Source organism: Streptomyces sp. MRC013 (genome assembly GCF_023614235.1).
Taxonomy (GTDB): domain Bacteria; phylum Actinomycetota; class Actinomycetes; order Streptomycetales; family Streptomycetaceae; genus Streptomyces.
In genome coordinates this window covers 3945454-3963086 of sequence record NZ_CP094264.1, presented here as the reverse complement: position 1 = coordinate 3963086, position 17633 = coordinate 3945454, and the positions used below count along the sequence as shown (strand labels likewise).

Annotated in this window: 13 protein-coding genes and 3 pseudogenes; 10 read left to right on the top strand and 6 right to left on the bottom strand. The window is 75.8% G+C overall.

Annotation, left to right across the window (positions count from 1 at the left end):
• Positions 1-79: 79 nt before the first annotated feature.
• A pseudogene (locus tag LUW75_RS18065) lies at positions 80-1235 on the top strand (hypothetical protein).
• A 374-nt stretch (positions 1236-1609) separates the two neighbouring features.
• Here LUW75_RS18065 and LUW75_RS18060 read toward each other — a convergent pair.
• Positions 1610-2361 (bottom strand): annotated as a pseudogene (locus tag LUW75_RS18060) (GNAT family N-acetyltransferase).
• 214 nt (positions 2362-2575) lie between these two features.
• Complete coding sequence (locus LUW75_RS18055) at positions 2576-4048, bottom strand: MFS transporter (RefSeq protein ID WP_250336541.1); 1473 nt, start codon at positions 4046-4048, stop codon at positions 2576-2578.
• A gap of 555 nt (positions 4049-4603) precedes the next feature.
• On the opposite strand from LUW75_RS18055, the gene LUW75_RS18050 reads away from it, so the two are divergent.
• From LUW75_RS18050 to LUW75_RS18040, 3 genes are all read left to right on the top strand, one after another.
• Complete coding sequence (locus tag LUW75_RS18050) at positions 4604-5215, top strand: class I SAM-dependent methyltransferase (RefSeq protein WP_250337715.1); 612 nt, start codon at positions 4604-4606, stop codon at positions 5213-5215.
• A 10-nt stretch (positions 5216-5225) separates the two neighbouring features.
• Positions 5226-6134, top strand: a complete 909-nt coding sequence (locus tag LUW75_RS18045; protein WP_250336540.1) for an N-acetylmuramoyl-L-alanine amidase family protein — start codon at positions 5226-5228, stop codon at positions 6132-6134.
• Between the two features lie 92 nt (positions 6135-6226).
• Positions 6227-7069 carry a DUF5336 domain-containing protein gene (locus tag LUW75_RS18040; RefSeq protein WP_250336539.1) on the top strand — a complete coding sequence of 281 codons (843 nt, stop codon included), beginning with the start codon at positions 6227-6229 and terminating at the stop codon, positions 7067-7069.
• Positions 7070-7151: 82 nt separating this feature from the next.
• On the opposite strand, the gene LUW75_RS18035 is transcribed toward LUW75_RS18040, so the two are convergent.
• The 3 genes from LUW75_RS18035 to LUW75_RS18025 form a co-directional block, all read right to left on the bottom strand.
• A complete protein-coding gene (locus LUW75_RS18035) occupies positions 7152-8222 on the bottom strand; it encodes a prenyltransferase/squalene oxidase repeat-containing protein (RefSeq protein WP_250336538.1) in 1071 nt (356 codons plus the stop codon).
• Complete coding sequence (locus LUW75_RS18030) at positions 8219-8953, bottom strand: class I SAM-dependent methyltransferase (protein WP_250336537.1); 735 nt, start codon at positions 8951-8953, stop codon at positions 8219-8221. The genes LUW75_RS18035 and LUW75_RS18030 overlap by 4 nt, the downstream gene beginning before the upstream one ends.
• A gap of 191 nt (positions 8954-9144) precedes the next feature.
• Positions 9145-10464: a glycosyltransferase family 4 protein gene (locus tag LUW75_RS18025; RefSeq protein ID WP_250336536.1), complete on the bottom strand. Its 1320-nt coding sequence runs from the start codon at positions 10462-10464 to the stop codon at positions 9145-9147.
• Positions 10465-10730: 266 nt separating this feature from the next.
• On the opposite strand from LUW75_RS18025, the gene LUW75_RS18020 reads away from it, so the two are divergent.
• From LUW75_RS18020 to LUW75_RS17990, 6 genes and pseudogenes are all read left to right on the top strand, one after another.
• Positions 10731-11354: a TetR family transcriptional regulator gene (locus tag LUW75_RS18020; protein WP_250336535.1), complete on the top strand. Its 624-nt coding sequence runs from the start codon at positions 10731-10733 to the stop codon at positions 11352-11354.
• A 643-nt stretch (positions 11355-11997) separates the two neighbouring features.
• Positions 11998-12402, top strand: coding sequence for an aggregation-promoting factor C-terminal-like domain-containing protein (locus LUW75_RS18010; protein WP_250336534.1), 405 nt, complete (start codon positions 11998-12000; stop codon positions 12400-12402).
• Between the two features lie 109 nt (positions 12403-12511).
• Positions 12512-13198: an O-methyltransferase gene (locus LUW75_RS18005; protein WP_250336533.1), complete on the top strand. Its 687-nt coding sequence runs from the start codon at positions 12512-12514 to the stop codon at positions 13196-13198.
• Positions 13199-13203: 5 nt separating this feature from the next.
• Positions 13204-13704: a GNAT family N-acetyltransferase gene (locus LUW75_RS18000; protein WP_250336532.1), complete on the top strand. Its 501-nt coding sequence runs from the start codon at positions 13204-13206 to the stop codon at positions 13702-13704.
• Between the two features lie 220 nt (positions 13705-13924).
• Positions 13925-14086 (top strand): annotated as a pseudogene (locus tag LUW75_RS24725) (transposase family protein); the annotation flags it as partial.
• Positions 14080-14673 carry a transposase family protein gene (locus LUW75_RS17990; RefSeq protein WP_250337714.1) on the top strand — a complete coding sequence of 198 codons (594 nt, stop codon included), beginning with the start codon at positions 14080-14082 and terminating at the stop codon, positions 14671-14673. The pseudogene LUW75_RS24725 and the gene LUW75_RS17990, both read left to right, overlap by 7 nt.
• 337 nt (positions 14674-15010) lie before the next feature.
• Here LUW75_RS17990 and LUW75_RS17985 read toward each other — a convergent pair whose 3' ends face one another.
• On the bottom strand, positions 15011-17059 hold the full coding sequence (locus LUW75_RS17985) for an MDR family MFS transporter (protein ID WP_250336531.1): 2049 nt from the start codon (positions 17057-17059) through the stop codon (positions 15011-15013).
• Positions 17060-17633 lie beyond the last annotated feature (574 nt).

Below are 17633 nucleotides of genomic sequence, written 5' to 3'. Positions count from 1 at the left end.
CTTATGTGTGAAACAGACGGTCTCGCACCGTTCGGGTGGAGATGTGAAAACTAGCGTCGGTGGCCGGAGGTGACGAACCATGACAGCCTGTGCCATCGCGGCCACCCCCCGGAACGGCGGCGCCGCGGCCGGCGGAACGGGGTTCACGATCGCCGCGGACGGCTCCTACGCGGCCCGGCTGGCCGGCGACGGCGAAGCGCTGTTCCCCGAGCGCTGGACGCTCGACGGGCCGGAGCCGTACGCCGTACCGCTGCCGCTCGGGCAGCCCGAGGACCCGCACGCCCAACTGCTGCCGCTCGCGGACGGCCGGGTGCTCATCGCCCGCAGGGTCTCCGGGAGGTGCGCGTTCTCGCTGCTGTACCCGACGGGCCCGCAGACGGGCGAGCTGCCGCTCGGGGCGGTCGAGGCGGAGTCGGTGCGGCTACTGCCGCCCGCCCCGGACGGGGTGGGCGCGTACGCGCTGGCGGTGGGCGGGCGTTCGACGCGTGTCTGGCGGGTGGCGGGCGGCGTCCGCGGGCCGGAGCACGTCGCCGAGGTCCGGGGCCACTGCTCGGGCGGGGTGTGGCTGGACCGGGACGGGCGGCTGCTCGCGCTGGACCGGACGGCGGACGGCGGCCCGGTGAAGACCGTCGCGGTGGACCTGTGGCGGGGCGGGGAGGTCACGCCCCTGCTGCAGCTCACGGAGGGGAGCCGGGACCGGCTGGTCCTGGCCGACCCGGACAGCGGGCTGCTGCTGATCCGCTCGGACGCGCCGTCGCCGGGGCGCGAACGGCTCGGCTGGGGGTGCTGGGCAGCACCCGGCCGGTGCGGTTCCCGGAGTCCCTGCGATCGGTGGACGCGGTGCTGACGCCGTTCGCGGTGCAGTCCGGGCAGGTGCTGACGCCGGAGGCGTGCGCGGTGGCGCTGCGCGTCGACACGGCGGCCGGGAGCCGGGTGGGGGTGTGGCGTCCTTCGGCGCGGCGCCTGCTGCAACTCCCCGCGCCGGAAGGCTGGTTCCCGGGCGCCGGGCGGTGGACGCGGGACGGGGCCCTGGCGCTGCCGTACGCGAACGCCTGGGTGCCGTGCGGACTGGCGCGCGTCGAGGGGGCGGCGGCCGCGCCGGGGCCGGAGGCGCCCCCTCCGGCGCCCGGGTCCCCGCGGGCGGAGGAGGGCGCCACGCCCCGGGCGGCGCGGCGGTGTGCCGGCCGGTGCCCTTGCAGCAGGCGCCCCTCAGGGGGCGTGCGATGCCCCATTAGACTCACGGGTCGCAAGAGAACAGCGATCATTACGGGGTGACTTCACCACATGCCTGAAGCCAGCACCGACACGACCCAGGCGACGCGGGCGCACGGGGACGCCGGCGGCTCCGGAAAGCACCGCGGGGGCCCGGCGCCGTCGGAGGACACCTCGGCGCGGCCGCACGGCCGCCACCGCAGGGAGCCCGGTGAGGGCGGCGTGGCGTAACGCCCGCCGCCGCAGGACGGGAGGAGGGCCGCCCCGGGTTCCGGGGCGGCCCTCGGCGTTCCCGGGGCGCATGGCGCGGGGGTCCCGGGGCGCATGGCGCGGGGGTCCCGGGGCGCATGGCGCGGGGGTCCCGGGGCGCATGGCGCGGGGGTCCCGGGAACGCCGGTCAGTCCGGCAGGACCAGGTACAGGCGGGTGCCCCGGGGGCGGTAGCCGACGCGTTCGTACACGCGCCCGGGCCCCTCGCCCGAGTACTCCAGCCACACCGAGCGGGCGCCCGCACCGAGCAGCGCCCCGGTGACGGACGCGGTGACCGCACCGGCGACGCCGCGTCCGCGGAAGGCGGGCCGGGTGCCCACGCCCGCGGCCTCGGCGGTGCCCGCGGCCGGCGCCGAGCAGGTGGCGGCGCCGGCGGCACCGCCGTCCGGGGCCCGGACGAAACGCACGGCGCCGCCGCCCTCCTGGACGCGGCGCAGCCGTGCCGCGCCCTCCGCGGACGGGGGAGGCCGCCGCCGAACGCCTCGGACAGGGCGGCGTCGACCGCCGCGTACTCCGCGTCCGTCGAGGGGGTCCTCGCCGGGGGTGCGGAGGGCGGCGGCGGGGTGAACGTGTCCGGTGTGCACACCAGGTACTCGTGCACCGCCTCCGTCGCGAACCCGGCCTCGCGCAGGGCGGGCGCCGCCTCCGGGGCGGCGCCCGGCGCGAACTCCAGCCGGGGCGTGAGCCCGCGCCCCCGGAAGGCCGCGACGAGCGCGGCGACGTCGCGGGCCGTGGGGCGCGCGCCGGGCAGCGGGGTGGCGTAGTTGAGGTACGGGCTGGTGGTGCCGGGGTCGACGCCGATGACGAAACCCCCGGTCTCGACGACCACGGGGCGGCGGCGGAGGTGGGTGACGGCGAAGCTTTGGACGTCTGTGTCCACGGTGGAGCGACCTCACGTGAAGATGCCGGTGAACCGGTGCGCGCGGATGCGCGCCACCGCGACGTGGGGCCGCCGTGGGGAAACGGTCAGTGCCGACGGCGGCCGCTGGTGGACGCTGCAGTCATGGGCTTCAGTCCCTTGGTGTGAGGACGCGCGTGGTGCCGGACCCGGGCACCCTGGCACGGCTCGGCGAGGGGGCGCAACACTGTTTCCCTCAGGCGCCGTCGCGCGCCGTCCCGCCCGCCGCCGGGGCGGCGGGGGCCGGGCGCGGCAGCCACAGGAGCATCAGCACGGCCGCCGCGAGGAGGACGCCCGCGCCGGTGCGGAAGGCGAGGGCGTACCCGGTGGTGAGGGCCTGCGGAGTGGCGGCCCCCGCCGCGCCGGAGGCGGCGACGGTCGACAGGACGGCCAGGCCGACCGCGCCGCCCATCGTGCGGGAGGTGTTGACCAGGCCCGACACGAGGCCCGCGTCGCCCGGTGCGGCGCCGGAGGTGGCCATCGCGGCGAGCGGTGTGAGGATCAGCCCGACGCCCGTCATCATCACGACCCCGGGGCCCAGGAGGTCCGTGGCGTACGCGCCGTCCGCGTCCATCAGCGACTGCCAGGCGAAGCCGGCCGCGGTGGTCAGCGCGCCGCCCACCGCGAGGTTCCGCGCGCCGACCCGGGGTATCAGGCGCGGCGCCAGCTTGGCGCCGGCGACGATCCCGACCGAGCTGGGCATCAGGGCGAGCCCGGCCTCCAGAGGGCTGTAGCCGAGGACGTTCTGCGCGTACACCGTCAGGAAGAACCAGGAGGAGAAGGTCGCCGAGCCGATGACGAACAGCGCGACGTTCGCCGCCGAGACCGCCCGCGCCCGGAACACCTTCAGCGGCACGAGCGGTTCACGGATCCGGGACTCCACCGCCACGAACGAGGCCAGCAGCGCCGCCCCGCCGAGCAGCGGCACCAGCGTCCGGGCCTCCGTCCAGCCGGCCCGCTCGGTCTGCACCACCGCGTACGCGAACGCCGCGAGCCCGGTGGTCACCAGGAGCGCGCCCGGCAGGTCCAGGCGGCGCCCGGCGCCCGTACGGGCCTCCTTCACCCACAGGGCGCCGGCGGCCAGCACGAGGACCCCGACCGGGACGTTGACCAGCAGGACCCAGCGCCAGCCCAGCAGGTCCGTGAGGAGGCCGCCGACGAGGCCGCCCGCCGCGCCGCCGCCCGCGCCGACCGCCGACCACGTGCTGATGGCCCGCGTCCGGGCGGGGCCCTCCGGCACGGCGCCGGTGACGATGGTCAGCGTCGCCGGGGAGAGCACGGCCGCGCCCAGTCCCTGCGCGGCGCGCGCGGCGAGCAACTGCCAGCCCTCCTCGGCCAGTCCGCCCGCGGCGGACGCGACGGTGAACACCGCCAGGCCCAGCAGGAACATCCGCTTCCGCCCGAACAGGTCGGCGGCCCGCCCGCCGAGCAGCATGAACCCGGAGAAGGCTATGGAGTACGCGTTCACCACCCACTGCAGCGCCGTCGCGGACAGGCCGAGGTCGGCGCGCATCGACGGCAGGGCGACGTTCACGACGGACACGTCGAGCACGACGAGGAACGTGCCCGCGCAGGCGGCGAGGACCACCGCCCAGGGGCGGTCGGGCGGTTCGGGGCGGACGGCGGGGGCGGCGGGGACGGCGGTACGGGGCTGAGCCATGCCCGTCATGGTCGCACCCGGGCATCACCCCGTACATTCCCGGCCCCGCCGGAGAGAGCGGGGGCGCCGGTCCCCGAGCTTCGGGGGCCGTCGTCCCACGGCCCGGCCGGCCGGTTCCGGAGGCGGTGTGCGGGGGCGGTGTGCGGGGGTGCTCCCCGGGTGGAGGCCGAGGCGTCCGCCCCACCGCGACGAGCCGGGGCGGCGCGGACGGGGCGGCGCGGCGCGGACGGGGAACCGCGGCCCGCCCCGCCGTCCCCGGCGCGCGGGTCCGCCGGGGAGCGCGTCCCGGCCGGTGCCCCGCGGCGGGGCGCACCCGCCATGACGGGGCGGCGCGGGCCGCGCCGTCATGACGGGCCGGGCCGGGGCGGGGCGGGGCCGCCGGGGCGGTGGAGGTGGGGGACGATGGCCTCCCGCCAGCCCGTACGACCCGGAGGACCCCGCACCATGAGCGCCGCACCCACGCCGCAGCCACCGCAGCAGAGCCCGGAGCCGACACCGTCGCCGACGCCGGAGCCGACGCCGTCGCCGGAGGTGCTCGCGGCGTTCGAGGCGGCCAAGGGGTTCATGCCCGTGCGGGAGGGGCTCGCGCTGTACGCGGCGGCCGTCGAGGCGGGGCGGCTCGGACTCCCGCTGCTGGAGGTCGGCACGTACTGCGGGCGCTCCACGATCCTGCTGGCCGACGCGGCCCGGGCGGCCGGCACCGTCGCCGTCACGGTCGACCACCACCGGGGCAGCGAGGAGCAGCAGCCGGGCTGGGAGTACCACGACCCGTCCGTCGTGGACCCCGAGGTGGGGCTGATGGACACCCTGCCGACGTTCCGCCGCACCCTGCACGCCGCCGGACTCGAGGAGCACGTCATCGCCGTGGTCGGCCGGTCGCCGCAGGTGGCCCGGGTGTGGGCCGGGCAGGTGGGGCTGGTCTTCGTCGACGGCGGGCACACCGACGAGCACGCCGCGAACGACTACGAGGGGTGGGCGCCGCGCGTCGCGGCGGGCGGGCTGCTCGTCATCCACGACGTGTTCCCCGACCCGGCGGACGGCGGGCAGGCGCCGTACCGGATCTACCGGCGGGCGCTGAAGTCGGGGGCCTTCGCCGAGGTGTCCGCGACGGACTCGCTCCGGGTGCTGCGCCGGACGGCCCCCGCGGTCCGGACCGGGACGCCCGGCACCGCTTAGGCTCACCCGCGTGGACGACGACGACGCGCGGAAGCGCACCCGCCTCCGGAGGGCCGCCCTGACGGCCGCCGTGCCGCTCGCCGCGGCCGCCCTGCTCGCCGGTGGGCGGGCCGTCACGGGGGCGGTGTCCGGCGGGCCGCCCGAGGACGGCCGCGCCCCCGGTGGCGACCCCGCTCCGACCCGTGTGTCCGGCCCGGCCGGTAGGCCCGCTCCGACCGGTGCGCCCGTGTCCGCGCCGCTCGCCGGCCGGGTGGTCGTGATCGACCCGGGTCACAATCCGGGGAACTTTCAACACCCCTCGGAAATCAACGAGAAGGTGGACATCGGGACCAACCACAAGGAGTGCGACACCACCGGCACTTCCACCCGGGACGGCTACACCGAGGCCGCGTTCACCCTCGACGTCTCCCACCGGCTCCGCACGATCCTCCGACGCCTGGGAGCGACGGTACGACTGACCCACGACGCCGACCGACCCTTCGGCCCGTGCATCGACCAACGCGCCCGCATCGGCAACGAAGCAGACGACGGCAGAGGCGCCCACGCCGTCGTCTCCATCCACGCCGACGGATCGACCACCGGCGGCCGAGGCCACCACGTGATCGTCCCGGGCCTGGTCAAAGCAGGTACAGCCGACACGGCACCGATCGTCGCCCCCTCACGCAGACTCGGACAGCACATCGCGGCCGAGTTCACCCGGACGACCGGCTCCACCCCGGCCGACTACCTCGGCGACGGTACGGGGCTGGTCGTACGCGAAGACCTCGGCGGACTGAACCTGTCGACCGCGCCCAAGGTGTTCATCGAATGCGGCAACATGCGCCACCCACAAGACGCCGCCTCGCTGTCCGACCCCGCATGGCGACAGAAGGCCGCCCAAGCCATCGCGAACGGGATCAGCACCTACCTGCTGGGGTAGGGCCGTGCGGACGATACATTCGTCCGTACGATGGGGCGCCCCCCGTGTTTCGCGCCACCCGAGACGACACGAACCGACGAAGGACTTCTCACGTGAACATCCGCTCCCTCACTCGAGGCGATGGCGTGGTGATCGGAGCAGCGGTGGTGCTGTTCATCGCCTCGTTCCTCGGCCTGAGCAGCGTCGACTGCCCCACCGGGCATGACTGCTCGAACTACGACACGCCCAACGCCTGGGACACGCTGGGCCTGTTGATGAGCATGTTCCTCGCGGGCGTCATCGGCGCGGCGCTGATCATCCTGGCGCGGACCATGCCCGGCCGCAGGGTGGCCGGACTCGACCTGGGGCAGTTCGGCGTCGCCTTCACCGTCTTCGCGCTGTGGACGGCCTTCTGGACGATCATCGACTGGCACTCCGCGGGCGCCGGCATGATCCTCGGCCTGCTCGCCAGCATCGTGCTCGCCGCGGCCGCGGTGGCCTCCCCGCTCGTCCCGGCCCTGAAGGCGCCGCTGATGAGCGCTCCGCGCCCGCAGGCCCCCCAGCCCTACGGCGTCCAGCCGGGCGCGACGGGCGGTGCCGGCTACGGCTACCCGGGCGTCCAGCCCGGCGGTACGGGCGGCTACGGCTACCCGGCGGGCGGCCACCCGCAGCCGGGCCCGGCGGAACTGCATCATCCGCAGCCGCAGCCGGAGCAGCAGGGCGCCCCCGCCGCGGCCCAGCAGGGCGCGCCGGCCGGCGACTTCGCCCCGTTCTGGTTCGCCGTGCCGGTGGCGCGGCCGCTGTACGCCGAGGACGGCTCGCCGACGCCGATCGCCGAACTGGCGCCGGGCACCTGGTACCTGGCCGTGGAGCAGCGTGGCGCGGCCCTGGTCGCGCAGACGCAGGACGGCCGCCGCGGCGTCCTGCAGGACACGACGGGCATCCAGCGCGGCTGACCCGCCGCCGCCGCGAACGGGCCCGCACACCGCGCCGGAAGGCGGTGTGCGGGCCCGTTCGCGTGGCCGCGCCCCCGCGGGGTCAGCAGCAGTCCGGCGCGAGGCCGGCCGGCAGGCGCTCGCCGCCGAACACGGCCGCCGTCGCCTCGTCGCCGCCGAGCGCGGCGACCGCCAGGAGCAGCGAGCCCGCCGTCCAGGTGGTGAGTTCCGCGGGCCAGACGGCGCGGTCGCCCTCGAAGACGTACCCGGTCCAGTACAGGCCGCCCTCGGCGCGCAGGTGGCCGATGGAGCGGAGGACGTCCACGGCCCGGTCGGACTCCCCCATCGCCCAGAGGGTGAGGGCGAGTTCGCAGCTCTCGCCGCCGGTGACCCACGGGTTGGGGGCGACGCAGCGCACGCCGAGGCCGGGGACGACGAACTCGTCCCAGCGGCTCTCGATGCGCTCCTTCGCCGCGGCTCCGGTGACGGCGCCGCCGAGGACCGGGTAGTACCAGTCCATCGAGTAGCAGCTCTTGTCGAGGAACCGCTCCGGGTGGCGGGCGACGGCGTGGGCGAGGGCGCCTGCGGCGAGCTCCCAGTCCGGCTGAGGCTCCTCGCGGTGCTCGGCGACGGCGAGGGCGCAGCGCAGGGCGTGGTGGATGGAGGAGCTGCCGGTGAGCAGGGCGTCGGTGACGGGCGTGCCGTCCGCCTCCCGCTTCCAGCCGATCTGCCCGCCGGGCTGCTGGAGGGCGAGGACGAATCCGACGGCGGCGCGGACGGCGGGCCACATGCGGTCGAGGAACGCCTCGTCGCCGGTGGCCAGGTAGTGGTGCCAGACGCCGACCGCCGCGTACGCGCAGAAGTTGGTCTCGCGGGCGAGGTTCGTCGGCCGGCCGGCGTCGCCGTCGTGGTAGGCGGCGTACCAGGAGCCGTCGGCGTTCTGGTGGCGGGCGAGCCAGTCGTAGGCCCGGGCGGCGGCGTCGTGCTCACCGGCGGCGTCGAGGGCCATGGCGGCCTCGGTGTGGTCCCACGGGTCGAGGTGGTGGCCGCGGAACCAGGGGATGGCGCCGCTGTCGTGCTGGACGGCGAGGATGCCGGCGACGGTCTCGGCGGCCTGCCCGGCGGTCAGCACGCCGGGCAGGACGAGGTGTTCGGTGCGCTCGGGCGGCGTCACAGCGCGGCGTCCGCCGGGAGGTGGGGCTTGGTCGCGTACACCACGAAGCTCTTGCCGAGGACCGGGTTGAGCACCCGTTCGGCGAGGCGGGTGGCGAGGGGTTTCTTCATGATGTCCCAGACCAGCAGTCTGTGGTACGCGCGGACGGGCAGCGCCTCGTCGTTGTCGACGCCGAACGCGCACTTCAGCCACCAGTACGGGGAGTGCAGGGCGTGCGCGTGGTGGGTGCCGTACGGGCGGAGGCCGGCCGCGCGGACCTTGCCGAGGAGCTCGTCGGCCCGGTAGATGCGGATGTGGCCGCCCTCGACCTCGTGGTAGGCGTCGGACAGCGCCCAGCAGATCTTCTCCGGCCCGTGGCGGGGGACGGTGACGGCGATGCGGCCGCCCGGCTTGAGGACCCGGACCATCTCGGCGAGGAGGCCCTCGTCGTCGGGGACGTGCTCCATCACCTCGGAGACGATCACCACGTCGAACGAGGCGTCGGGGAACGGCAGCCCGAGGGCGTCGCCCTCCACCGCGGTGGCGGTGGCGCCGGCCGGTGCCTCACCGGCCTCCTCCATCGCGGCGAACCACTTGGCGACCTCGCGGACCTCCTCGCCGTTCCGGTCGAGGGCCACGACCCGCGCTCCGCGCCGGTAGCACTCGAACGCGTGCCGCCCGGCGCCGCATCCCAGGTCGAGCACGCGGTCGCCGGGGGCGAGCGGGAAGCGGGTGAAGTCGACGGTCAACACGTGCGGGGCCTGCTTTCACGGTCCGTGGCGGGGGGCGGGGGGCGGGGGTACGAGGGGGTGGCGGTCGTCGTCATCGGCGGGCTCCGCGCGCGGAGGGCCCGGAGTCCGCCCACTGCCAGTGGGCGGTGGCCCGCGGCGGGCTCCGCGCGCGGCGGGCGGCACCGGGCTCCGGTGCGCCCGGGGCGCGGTCGTCACCGGCGCGCTCCGTGCGCGGCGACGGCCTCGCGGTAGTGCTCCGCGGTGCCCTGTGCGGCGCGGGCCCAGGTGAAGCGGGCCAGGACCCGGGCGCGCCCGGCGGCGCCGAGGCGGGCCCGCAGCCCGGCGCCGCCGGGGCCGAGGAGGCGGCCGAGCGCGGCGGCCAGGGCGCCGGCGTCGCCGGGTGGTACGGCCAGGCACGTCTCGCCGTCCGGCCCGGCGACCTCCGGGATGGCACCGCCGGTGGTGGCGACGAGGGGTGTGCCGGTGGCCATGGCCTCGGCGGCCGGGAGCGAGAACCCCTCGTAGAGGGAGGGGACGCAGGCGACCTGGGCGCCGCGCACCAGGTCGACGAGCTCGGCGTCGCTGACGCCCTTGACGAACCGGACCGCGCCGTCGAGGCCGTACCGCTCGATGGCGCGGGCGACGGGGCCGTCCTCGGCGCGCCTGCCGACGACGACCAGGTGGGCGCCGGGCACCTCGGCGCGCAGCTCGGCGAGCGCCTCGACCAGGTGCACGAGGCCCTTGAGGGGGACGTCGGCGCTGGAGGTGGTGACGATGCGGCCGGGCACCTCGGCGACGGACGGGTCGGGGGACCACAGGTCCGTGTCGGCGCCGATGGGGACGACGTGGACGCGCTCGGGGCGCACGCCCAGGTGCTCGACGATCTCCCGGCGGGACGAGCCGGAGACGGTGAGGATCGACGGCAGGCGGCGCGCGACGCGCCCCTGCATGCGGGTGAAGGCGTACCAGCGGCGGACGGAGGCGCGGCGCTTCCAGTCGCGGGCGGCGTCCAGCTCCAGCCGCCGGTCGACGGTGATGGGGTGGTGGACGGTGGTGACCAGCGGCGCGCCGAGCGGGGCGAGGAGGCCGTAGCCGAGGGTCTGGTTGTCGTGGACGACGTCGAAGTCGCCGCGGCGGGAGGACAGGAGGCGCCGGGCGCGCAGGGAGAACGTGAGCGGCTCGGGGAAGCCGCCGGTCCGCATGGTGGCGACCTCGAGGGCGTCGATCCAGTCGCGGTACTCGTCGCGCCCCGGGGTGCGGAACGGGTCGGGCTGCCGGTACAGGTCGAGGCTGGGCAGCTCGGTGAACGCGACCCCCTCGCCGACCGCGTCGAGGACCGGGTACGGCTGGGATCCGATCACCTCGACGGTGTGGCCGAGGCGTGCCAGCTCGCGGGAGAGGTGCCGTACGTAGACGCCCTGGCCGCCGCAGAACGGGTTCCCCTTGTACGTGAGGAGGGCGATGCGCAACGGGCGTTCCCCGTCGGCTGCCACGCCCGCGCCCGGGCCTGCTGCTACGGCCTCAGCGGTCACTCGCGGCCCCTTCCATCCCTGCGTCCCGGCGGAGCGTAACCGGTCGCGTTAATCTAGAACAAGTTTCAGAGTTGATCGTTCTCGACGCTCGGGGAGCCTCGAATCTACCGGCAGGTAGCACCCGCGGGAGGGGTGGCCGGGGTGATTCGCACCACGGCGGGGGCCCGGCCATACTGTCGCGCACCACGGCACGGAAGACGGCGGCGCGGAAACGTCCGACACACGGGCGGCACGGAAACGTCCGACACACGGATCGACGGGGACCTATGACAGCGGAAGGCAGGCCGGCGCCGACCCCCCTGACCGAGCGGCAGGAGGCGCGCCGCCGCCGCATCCTCCACGCCAGCGCGCGGCTGGCGGGCCGCGGCGGCTTCGACGCCGTGCAGATGCGGGAGGTCGCCGAGGCGGCACAGGTCGCCCTGGGCACGCTGTACCGCTACTTCCCCTCCAAGGTCCACCTGCTGGTGGCCGCGATGCAGGACCGGCTCGACGGCCTCCACGCGGCGCTGCGCAAGCGGCCGCCGGCCGGGGAGGGTCCCGCGGAGCGGGTCGCCGAGACGCTGATGCGGGCGTTCCGCTCACTGCAGCGGGAGCCCCAGCTGGCGGACGCGATGGTACGGGCGCTGACCTTCGCCGACCGGAGCGTGAGCGCGGAGGTGGACGCCGTGTCGCGGCGGACGACGGCGATCGTCCTGGACGCCATGCGGCTGGAGCACCCGACGCCGGAGCAGCTGGCGGCGGTCCGCGTCATCGAGCACACCTGGCACTCGGCGCTGGTGGCCTGGCTGTCCGGGCGGGCGTCGGTCGCGCAGGTGCGGCTGGACATCGAGACGGCGTGCCGGCTGATCGACGGCCCCGAGGAGGGCCGGGGGCGCTCCGGAGAGCGGTAGGGGAGGCCGGGGCGCTCCGTGAAGCGGCCGGGCCCCGGAGCGCCGGGCGCATCACCCCGGGGCGCGGAGGCCGGGGGCGCGGGGTGCGGAAGGCCGGGGGTGCGGGGGCGGGCGTCCGGGAGGCCGGGGACGGGGGAGGCCGGGGGCGCGGGGGCGGGTGTCCGGAAGGCCGGGACGGGGGAGGCCGGGGCGCCGGCACCGGCCGTCGGATCGACGGTGCGAAGGTCCCGCCGCGCGCGTTCCGGTGGGTGTGCCGTGTGGTCCGAACCACATACGAAGGCCGCGAAAAGCCCTATCTGGGGCATTCCGGGGTGAGGCGCCCCACAGGGTCCGCGTCACATACGACGTCACCTAGTGGATCTCCCGGGTCCGGAGAAGGGCCGCTCCCCCGCCGTGACCTGCGCGGCCGTCGCGGAGCGGCCCCCGGGCCGGGTCCGTTCTCCGGTCGCGCGTCGTACCCGGGGGGCATTGCCAGGACCCCGCGGCACTGCTTTGGTGGACGACGTCGCCGGGCACCGACGGCGGCGCGGCCCCCGTGGTCCCGCCCCGGTGCCCCATGGCAGGCCTCCCCGAACCGCCGGGTGCCCCCGGGCCGGTTCCGGCGTGCCCGCGGCAGCCCTGTCCCCGACGTGAGGTCCCTTACGTGTTCCGCTCCTCCGCCAGCCGTCTCCCCGTCCGCAGCAAGTCCGCCGTCGCCGCCGCCGTGCTGCTGGGTGCCTCGGGCGCGGTGATGACCGCGACCGCCCCGGCCTCGGCCGCGCCCGACTCGGCGCAGGCCGTCGCCCGGAAGATGGTCCCGGCCGGCCAGTACACGTGCTTCAGCGAGATCGTGGAGCGCGAGTCCGGCTGGGACCACACCGCCACCAACGCCTCGTCCGGCGCGTACGGCCTGGTCCAGGCCCTGCCGGCGTCGAAGATGGCGTCCGCCGGCTCGGACTGGAAGACCAACCCGGCCACCCAGATCGAGTGGGGCCTCGACTACATGAACGACCGTTACGGCAGCCCGTGCGACGCCTGGCGGTTCTGGCAGGCCAACCACTGGTACTGAGCGGCGACTGCCCTTCAGGACCCCCGGTGGCCCCGTCCACCGGGGGTCCCGGCGCTCCGGGGCCCGCGACCGGTCCCGCCGGCCGCCGATGTCGGTTACGTTCCTGACCATGAACCAGCACACTGACGACCCCCAGGCGCGGTGGAGCGCCGTCGACGCGTACGTCACCGACCTGCTCGCCCCCGCCGACGAGGCGCTGACCGCCGCGCTCACCGCGAGCGACGAGGCGGGTCTGCCGAGGATCGCGGTCGCCCCCAACCAGGGCAAGCTGCTGCACCTGCTGGCCCGCGTCCAGGGCGCCCGCTCGATCCTGGAGATCGGCACGCTCGGTGGGTACAGCACCATCTGGCTGGCCCGGGCGCTCCCCCCGGACGGCCGGCTGGTCTCGCTGGAGTACGATCCCGCGCACGCCGAGGTCGCCCGGCTCAACCTGGCCCGCGCCGGCCTCGACCAGGTGGCGGAGGTCCGCACGGGTGCCGCCCTGGACACGCTGGCGAGGCTGGAGGCGGAGGGCGCCGGCCCCTTCGACCTGGTCTTCGTCGACGCGGACAAGAAGAACAACCCGCACTACGTGGAGTGGGCGCTGCGCCTGACCCGTCCGGGCAGCGTGATCGTCGTCGACAACGTGGTGCGCGGCGGCAGGATCGTCGACGAGGCGCCGGCCGACGAGGCGATCCGCGGCACCCGTGAGATGTTCGACCTCGTCGCGCGCGACCCCCGGCTGGACGCGACGGCGTTCCAGACGGTCGGCGCGAAGGGCTACGACGGGATGCTCGTCGCCCGGGTGGTGTCCTAGAGGCCGTGACGACGACCGACCCGCCCACGGGCTGGGACATACGCGCCGAACGGTACGACACCGAGGACGCCACCGCGCTGCGCCGCGACTACTACCACGACGTGGCCAGCCGCTACTGGCGCCGCCCCGCCACGGCCCGGGAGGTCGACGAGGGGCTGGCCGGCGACGGCGTGGAGGCCCTGGCGGCACCGACCGGGCGGTTCCTGGTGGGCAGGTGCGGGGGGACTCCCGCGGCCTGCGGCGGGGTGCTGCTGCTGGACGCCGAACGGGCCGAGCTGACCCGGGTCTTCGTCCGGCACGCGTACCGCGGAACGGGCGGCGCCGGGCTGCTGCTGGCCTCCCTGGAGGCGGCCGCCGCCGAGCTGGGAGCGCGGCGCACGGTGCTGAACACGCGCCTGGATCTGGTCGAGGCCCGCGCCCTGTACGCGCGCCACGGCTACCGGGAGATCCCCCCGTACTGCGAGGGCCCGTACATGGAGGTCTGGTACGGCAGGGAGCTGCGCTGACTCCCGGCGGCCCGCCCGGGGTACCGGTCCCGAGGTGAGCCGCCCGGCCCCGGCGCCCGCTGGACGGACGTTCCGGATGATCGGTGATCTCTTTCCCACCCGGGGGCAGAGCTCGGCAGTCGGGGTGACAACGTAGTGAAGCCCCTGGTAGACGGGTTTTCGACCAAGAGAACCGTCTCCATCAGAGGTTTCACGTGCTGTTTGCCCGTCCGGCGTCGACGTGTCCAGCTCTGCCCCTCGCTCCCCCGCTCAGGAACCACGGCGGCACCGCCGTGCGATCGGCTCCCGTCGGCGGCGGCTGAGCGCCGGCCGCCAGGCTCTCCTCACGCTCGCCCACCTACGGGTGGGACACACCTATGCCCGGCTTGCGGCCGGATTCGGCATCGGGACCACGACCGCACACCGCTACGTCACCGAGGCCGTCGCTCTCCCGGCCACCCTCGCACCCACCCTGGCCGCCGCCGACAGGCGCCCGCGGCGGCGAAGGCGTACCCGCTCCTGGACGGCACGCTCCCGCCGATCGACCGCATCGCCGCGGACCGGCCCTCCTACTCCGGCAAGCACAAGAGGCGCGGGACGAAGGTGCGGGTCCTCGCCGATCCCTCCGGCCGGCCGCTGGGGGCCTCACCGGCCCTGCCCGGTACCGTCCACGACGTCCGCGCGGCTCGCGCACACGGCATCGCCGACACCCTCGCCGAGGCCGGCGTCCCGTGCCGGGCCGACAAGGGCTACCGAGGCGCCGGCGGCACGGCCCGCACCCCGTACCGCGGGCGGTGGGAGACCCTCCCCACCGGCCAGCAGGCGGTGGACCGGTCCCACGCGCAGATCCGCACCCTCGTCGAGCAGGCCATCGCCACCCTCAAGTCCTGGCGGCTCCTCCGCAAGCTCCGGTGCTCGACCACCCGGATCACCTGCCTCGTCCAGGCCGTATCGCCTGCCTCGTCCAGGCCGTCCCCACCCTGCATCTGACCGGCTCAGACCGATGGGGCAAAAGCCCCGCCGTCCAGGCCCGCTGGGCCCACCTGCTGCGAAACCCCCTCCACCTGTGCCGCCCGCCGGGACCGGGACGAGACCGCCCGCCTCCGGTACGCGGTGGTCGGCGACACCCGGTCCTCCGGCGGGAGGCTCCAGGGCCGGCCCCCTTGCGGACCGGGTCCGCGCCCTCCGGCGCAGCGCGTTGATCGGCTTGCCGGGCTGCCGTGGGCTCAACCCGGTGAACGGAGCCGTCCAGGGCGATTCCGGCACCGCGATTCCATCGGCCACATCGAGATCGTCTCCTCTGTGACCAGCGGTTGCAGGGCAGTCCTCAGGTCCGGCGGCGCTGGACCGGCCGCCCCGCGCCGGGGCACTCCCGGTGCGAGCCGGACAACTCGGCGGTCAGTTCCTCCACCAGCCGGGCGAGGTCGGTCGGCCGGTCCGGCCCCCACCAGTCGCCGAGCAGCTCGGCGAGGGACTCCTCGCGGGCGTGCGCCAACCGGGCCGCCACCTCCACCCCCCGGTCGGTGAGGACCATCTGGAGCCCCTCGCGGCGGGCCAGTCCCCGCTCCTCCACCTGCCTGGCCGCCTCCGTGACGACCCTGAGCGGCAGGGAGGCGTCCTCGGCGAGCCGCCCCGGCTCCACGGTCCCGTGGCGGCGGATGCGCAGCAGCAGCCAGCCGGACGCGGGCAGCAGGTCCGTCCCCGCGCGGGCGGTGACCCTCTCGTACACGGCCTTGCGGCCCTCGCGGGAGCCGAGCACGGACAGGGCGCGGGCGACCTCCTCGTACGAGGAGCGCTCGACGGGGTTGGAGGCGAAGGTCTCGCTCGGGTCGGGTGCGGTGACCGAGCCGCGCAGCCGGTCCTCGCGCAGCAGCCAGGCGACGGCGAAGGCGAGCAGGACCACGGGTGACGCGTACAGGAAGACGTCCGTGATGGAGGTGGAGTACGCCTCGAGCACGGTCGGGCGCAGGGCGGGCGGCAGTTCGGCGATGGCGCGCGGGTCGGCGGCGATCCCCTGCGCGTCGGCGCCGGGCGGGGCGTCCCGCCCGGCGAGGGCGGCCTCCAGTTTGCCGGTGAGGCGGCCGGTGAAGACCGTGCCGAAGACGGCCACGCCGAAGGAGGCGCCGATGGAGCGGAAGAAGGTGGTGCCGGAGGTGGCGACGCCCAGGTCCTCGTAGCCGACGGCGTTCTGCGCGACCAGCACCAGGACCTGCATGACCAGGCCGAGGCCGGCGCCGAAGACGAAGAAGTACAGGCTCGTCTCCCACGTCGGACTGGACACCTCCAGCCGGTGCAGGAGCAGCAGGCCCACGGCGGTGAGCGCGGTGCCGGCGACGGGGAAGACCTTCCACCGGCCGGTGCGGCTGACGACCTGCCCGGACGCGGTGGAGGTGAGCAGGATGCCGAGCACCATCGGCAGCATGTGGACGCCGGACACGGTGGGGCTGACGCCCTGGACGACCTGGAGGAACGTCGGCAGGTAGGTCATGGCGCCGAACATCGCGAAGCCGATGACGAAGCTGATGGCGCAGACGAGCGTGAAGGTGCGGATCCGGAACAGCCGCAGCGGCAGCACGGGCTCGGCGGCGCGCCGTTCGGCGCGCACGAACGCCGCGGTCAGCACGGCGCCGAGGGCGGCGAGTCCGACGACCGGGGCGGAGGCCCACGGCCAGGTGGTGCCGCCGAGGGAGGCGACGAGCACCAGGCAGGCGGCGACCGAGGCGATCAGGAACGTGCCGAGGTAGTCGATGGAGTGGGGGGTGCGGCGGACCGGGACGTGCAGGGCGGCGGCGACGACGAAGAGGGCGACGATCCCGACGGGCACGTTGACGTAGAACACCCAGCGCCAGGTGAGGTGCTCGGTGAAGACGCCGCCGAGGAGCGGTCCGAGGACGCTGGTCACGCCGAAGACGGCGCCGAAGACCCCCTGGTAGCGGCCGCGGTCCCGGGGCGGGACGAGGTCGCCGACGATCGCCATGGACAGCACCATGAGCCCGCCGCCGCCCAGGCCCTGCACGGCGCGGTAGGCGATGAGCTGCGGCATGTCCCGCGCGACGCCGCACAGCACCGAGCCGAGGAGGAAGAGGACGATCGCCGCCTGGAAGAGCTTCTTGCGCCCGTACTGGTCGCCGAGTTTGCCCCACAGCGGTGTGGCGGCGGTGGAGGCGAGCAGGTAGGCGGTGACCACCCATGACAGGTGGTCCATGCCGCCGAGCTCGCTGACGATCGTCGGCAGGGCGGTCGACACGATGGTCTGGTCGAGCGCGGCGAGCAGCATGCCCAGCAGCAGCGCCCCGATGGGCACCAGGACCGCGCGCCGGTCGTACCCCGCCCCGGGGGCGGGAGCGGTGGCCGGGGTGCCGAGTGGCCGCGTCATGGGCTCCTCCCTCACTGTCTGCACCATCCATCGTGGGCGGTCCGGCCCGTTGTGGCCTGCCGAGAGCGGTCCGGGATGCCGGGAGGATCACTCGGGGCTGCATAATCGCTGCCAGTTCCCGGGGGGCGGGATCCAGTCGGCAGAACCTCTAGGGAGGACCCACAGTGGCCGAAACGGTCTGTCCTGAGTGCGGTACGCCCGCGGCGCCGCAGGCCGCCGGCTGCGCCTGCGGTGGGGCGGGGGGCGCCAGGCGCCCGGGCCCGTCCGAACCTCCGCGGATACGCCCGTACGTGAACCTCCAGCCGCCGTCCGGCCCCCCGGGTCCGCGTCCGGGGGCCGGCGCGGTCCCCGGTCCGCAGGCGCCCGGCGCAGCGGCCCAGGAGCCCCCGGCGGGGACCGCCCCGGGCGCGGGGGCGCCGCTCCCGCTGGAGGCGGCCCCGGCGCCCGGTGCCCGGCCGGCGGAGCCGGACGTGGAGTCGACGATGCCGCTGCACCTCGGGGCCGGCACGGCGGGCGCGGGCACGGGGGCGGCGCACGCGGACGCAACGGGCACGGGGGCGGCGCACGCGGGGCC

Excerpts from the sequence above, each read along its gene's own strand:
- LUW75_RS18050 (WP_250337715.1), top strand. The coding sequence starts at position 4,604 with ATGCCCGTGCGGGAGGGGCTCGCGCTGTACGCGGCGGCCGTCGAGGCG.
- LUW75_RS18005 (WP_250336533.1), top strand. The coding sequence starts at position 12,512 with ATGAACCAGCACACTGACGACCCCCAGGCGCGGTGGAGCGCCGTCGAC.
- LUW75_RS18055 (WP_250336541.1), bottom strand. The coding sequence starts at position 4,048 with ATGACGGGCATGGCTCAGCCCCGTACCGCCGTCCCCGCCGCCCCCGCC.
- LUW75_RS17985 (WP_250336531.1), bottom strand. The coding sequence starts at position 17,059 with ATGACGCGGCCACTCGGCACCCCGGCCACCGCTCCCGCCCCCGGGGCG.
- LUW75_RS18020 (WP_250336535.1), top strand. The coding sequence starts at position 10,731 with ATGACAGCGGAAGGCAGGCCGGCGCCGACCCCCCTGACCGAGCGGCAG.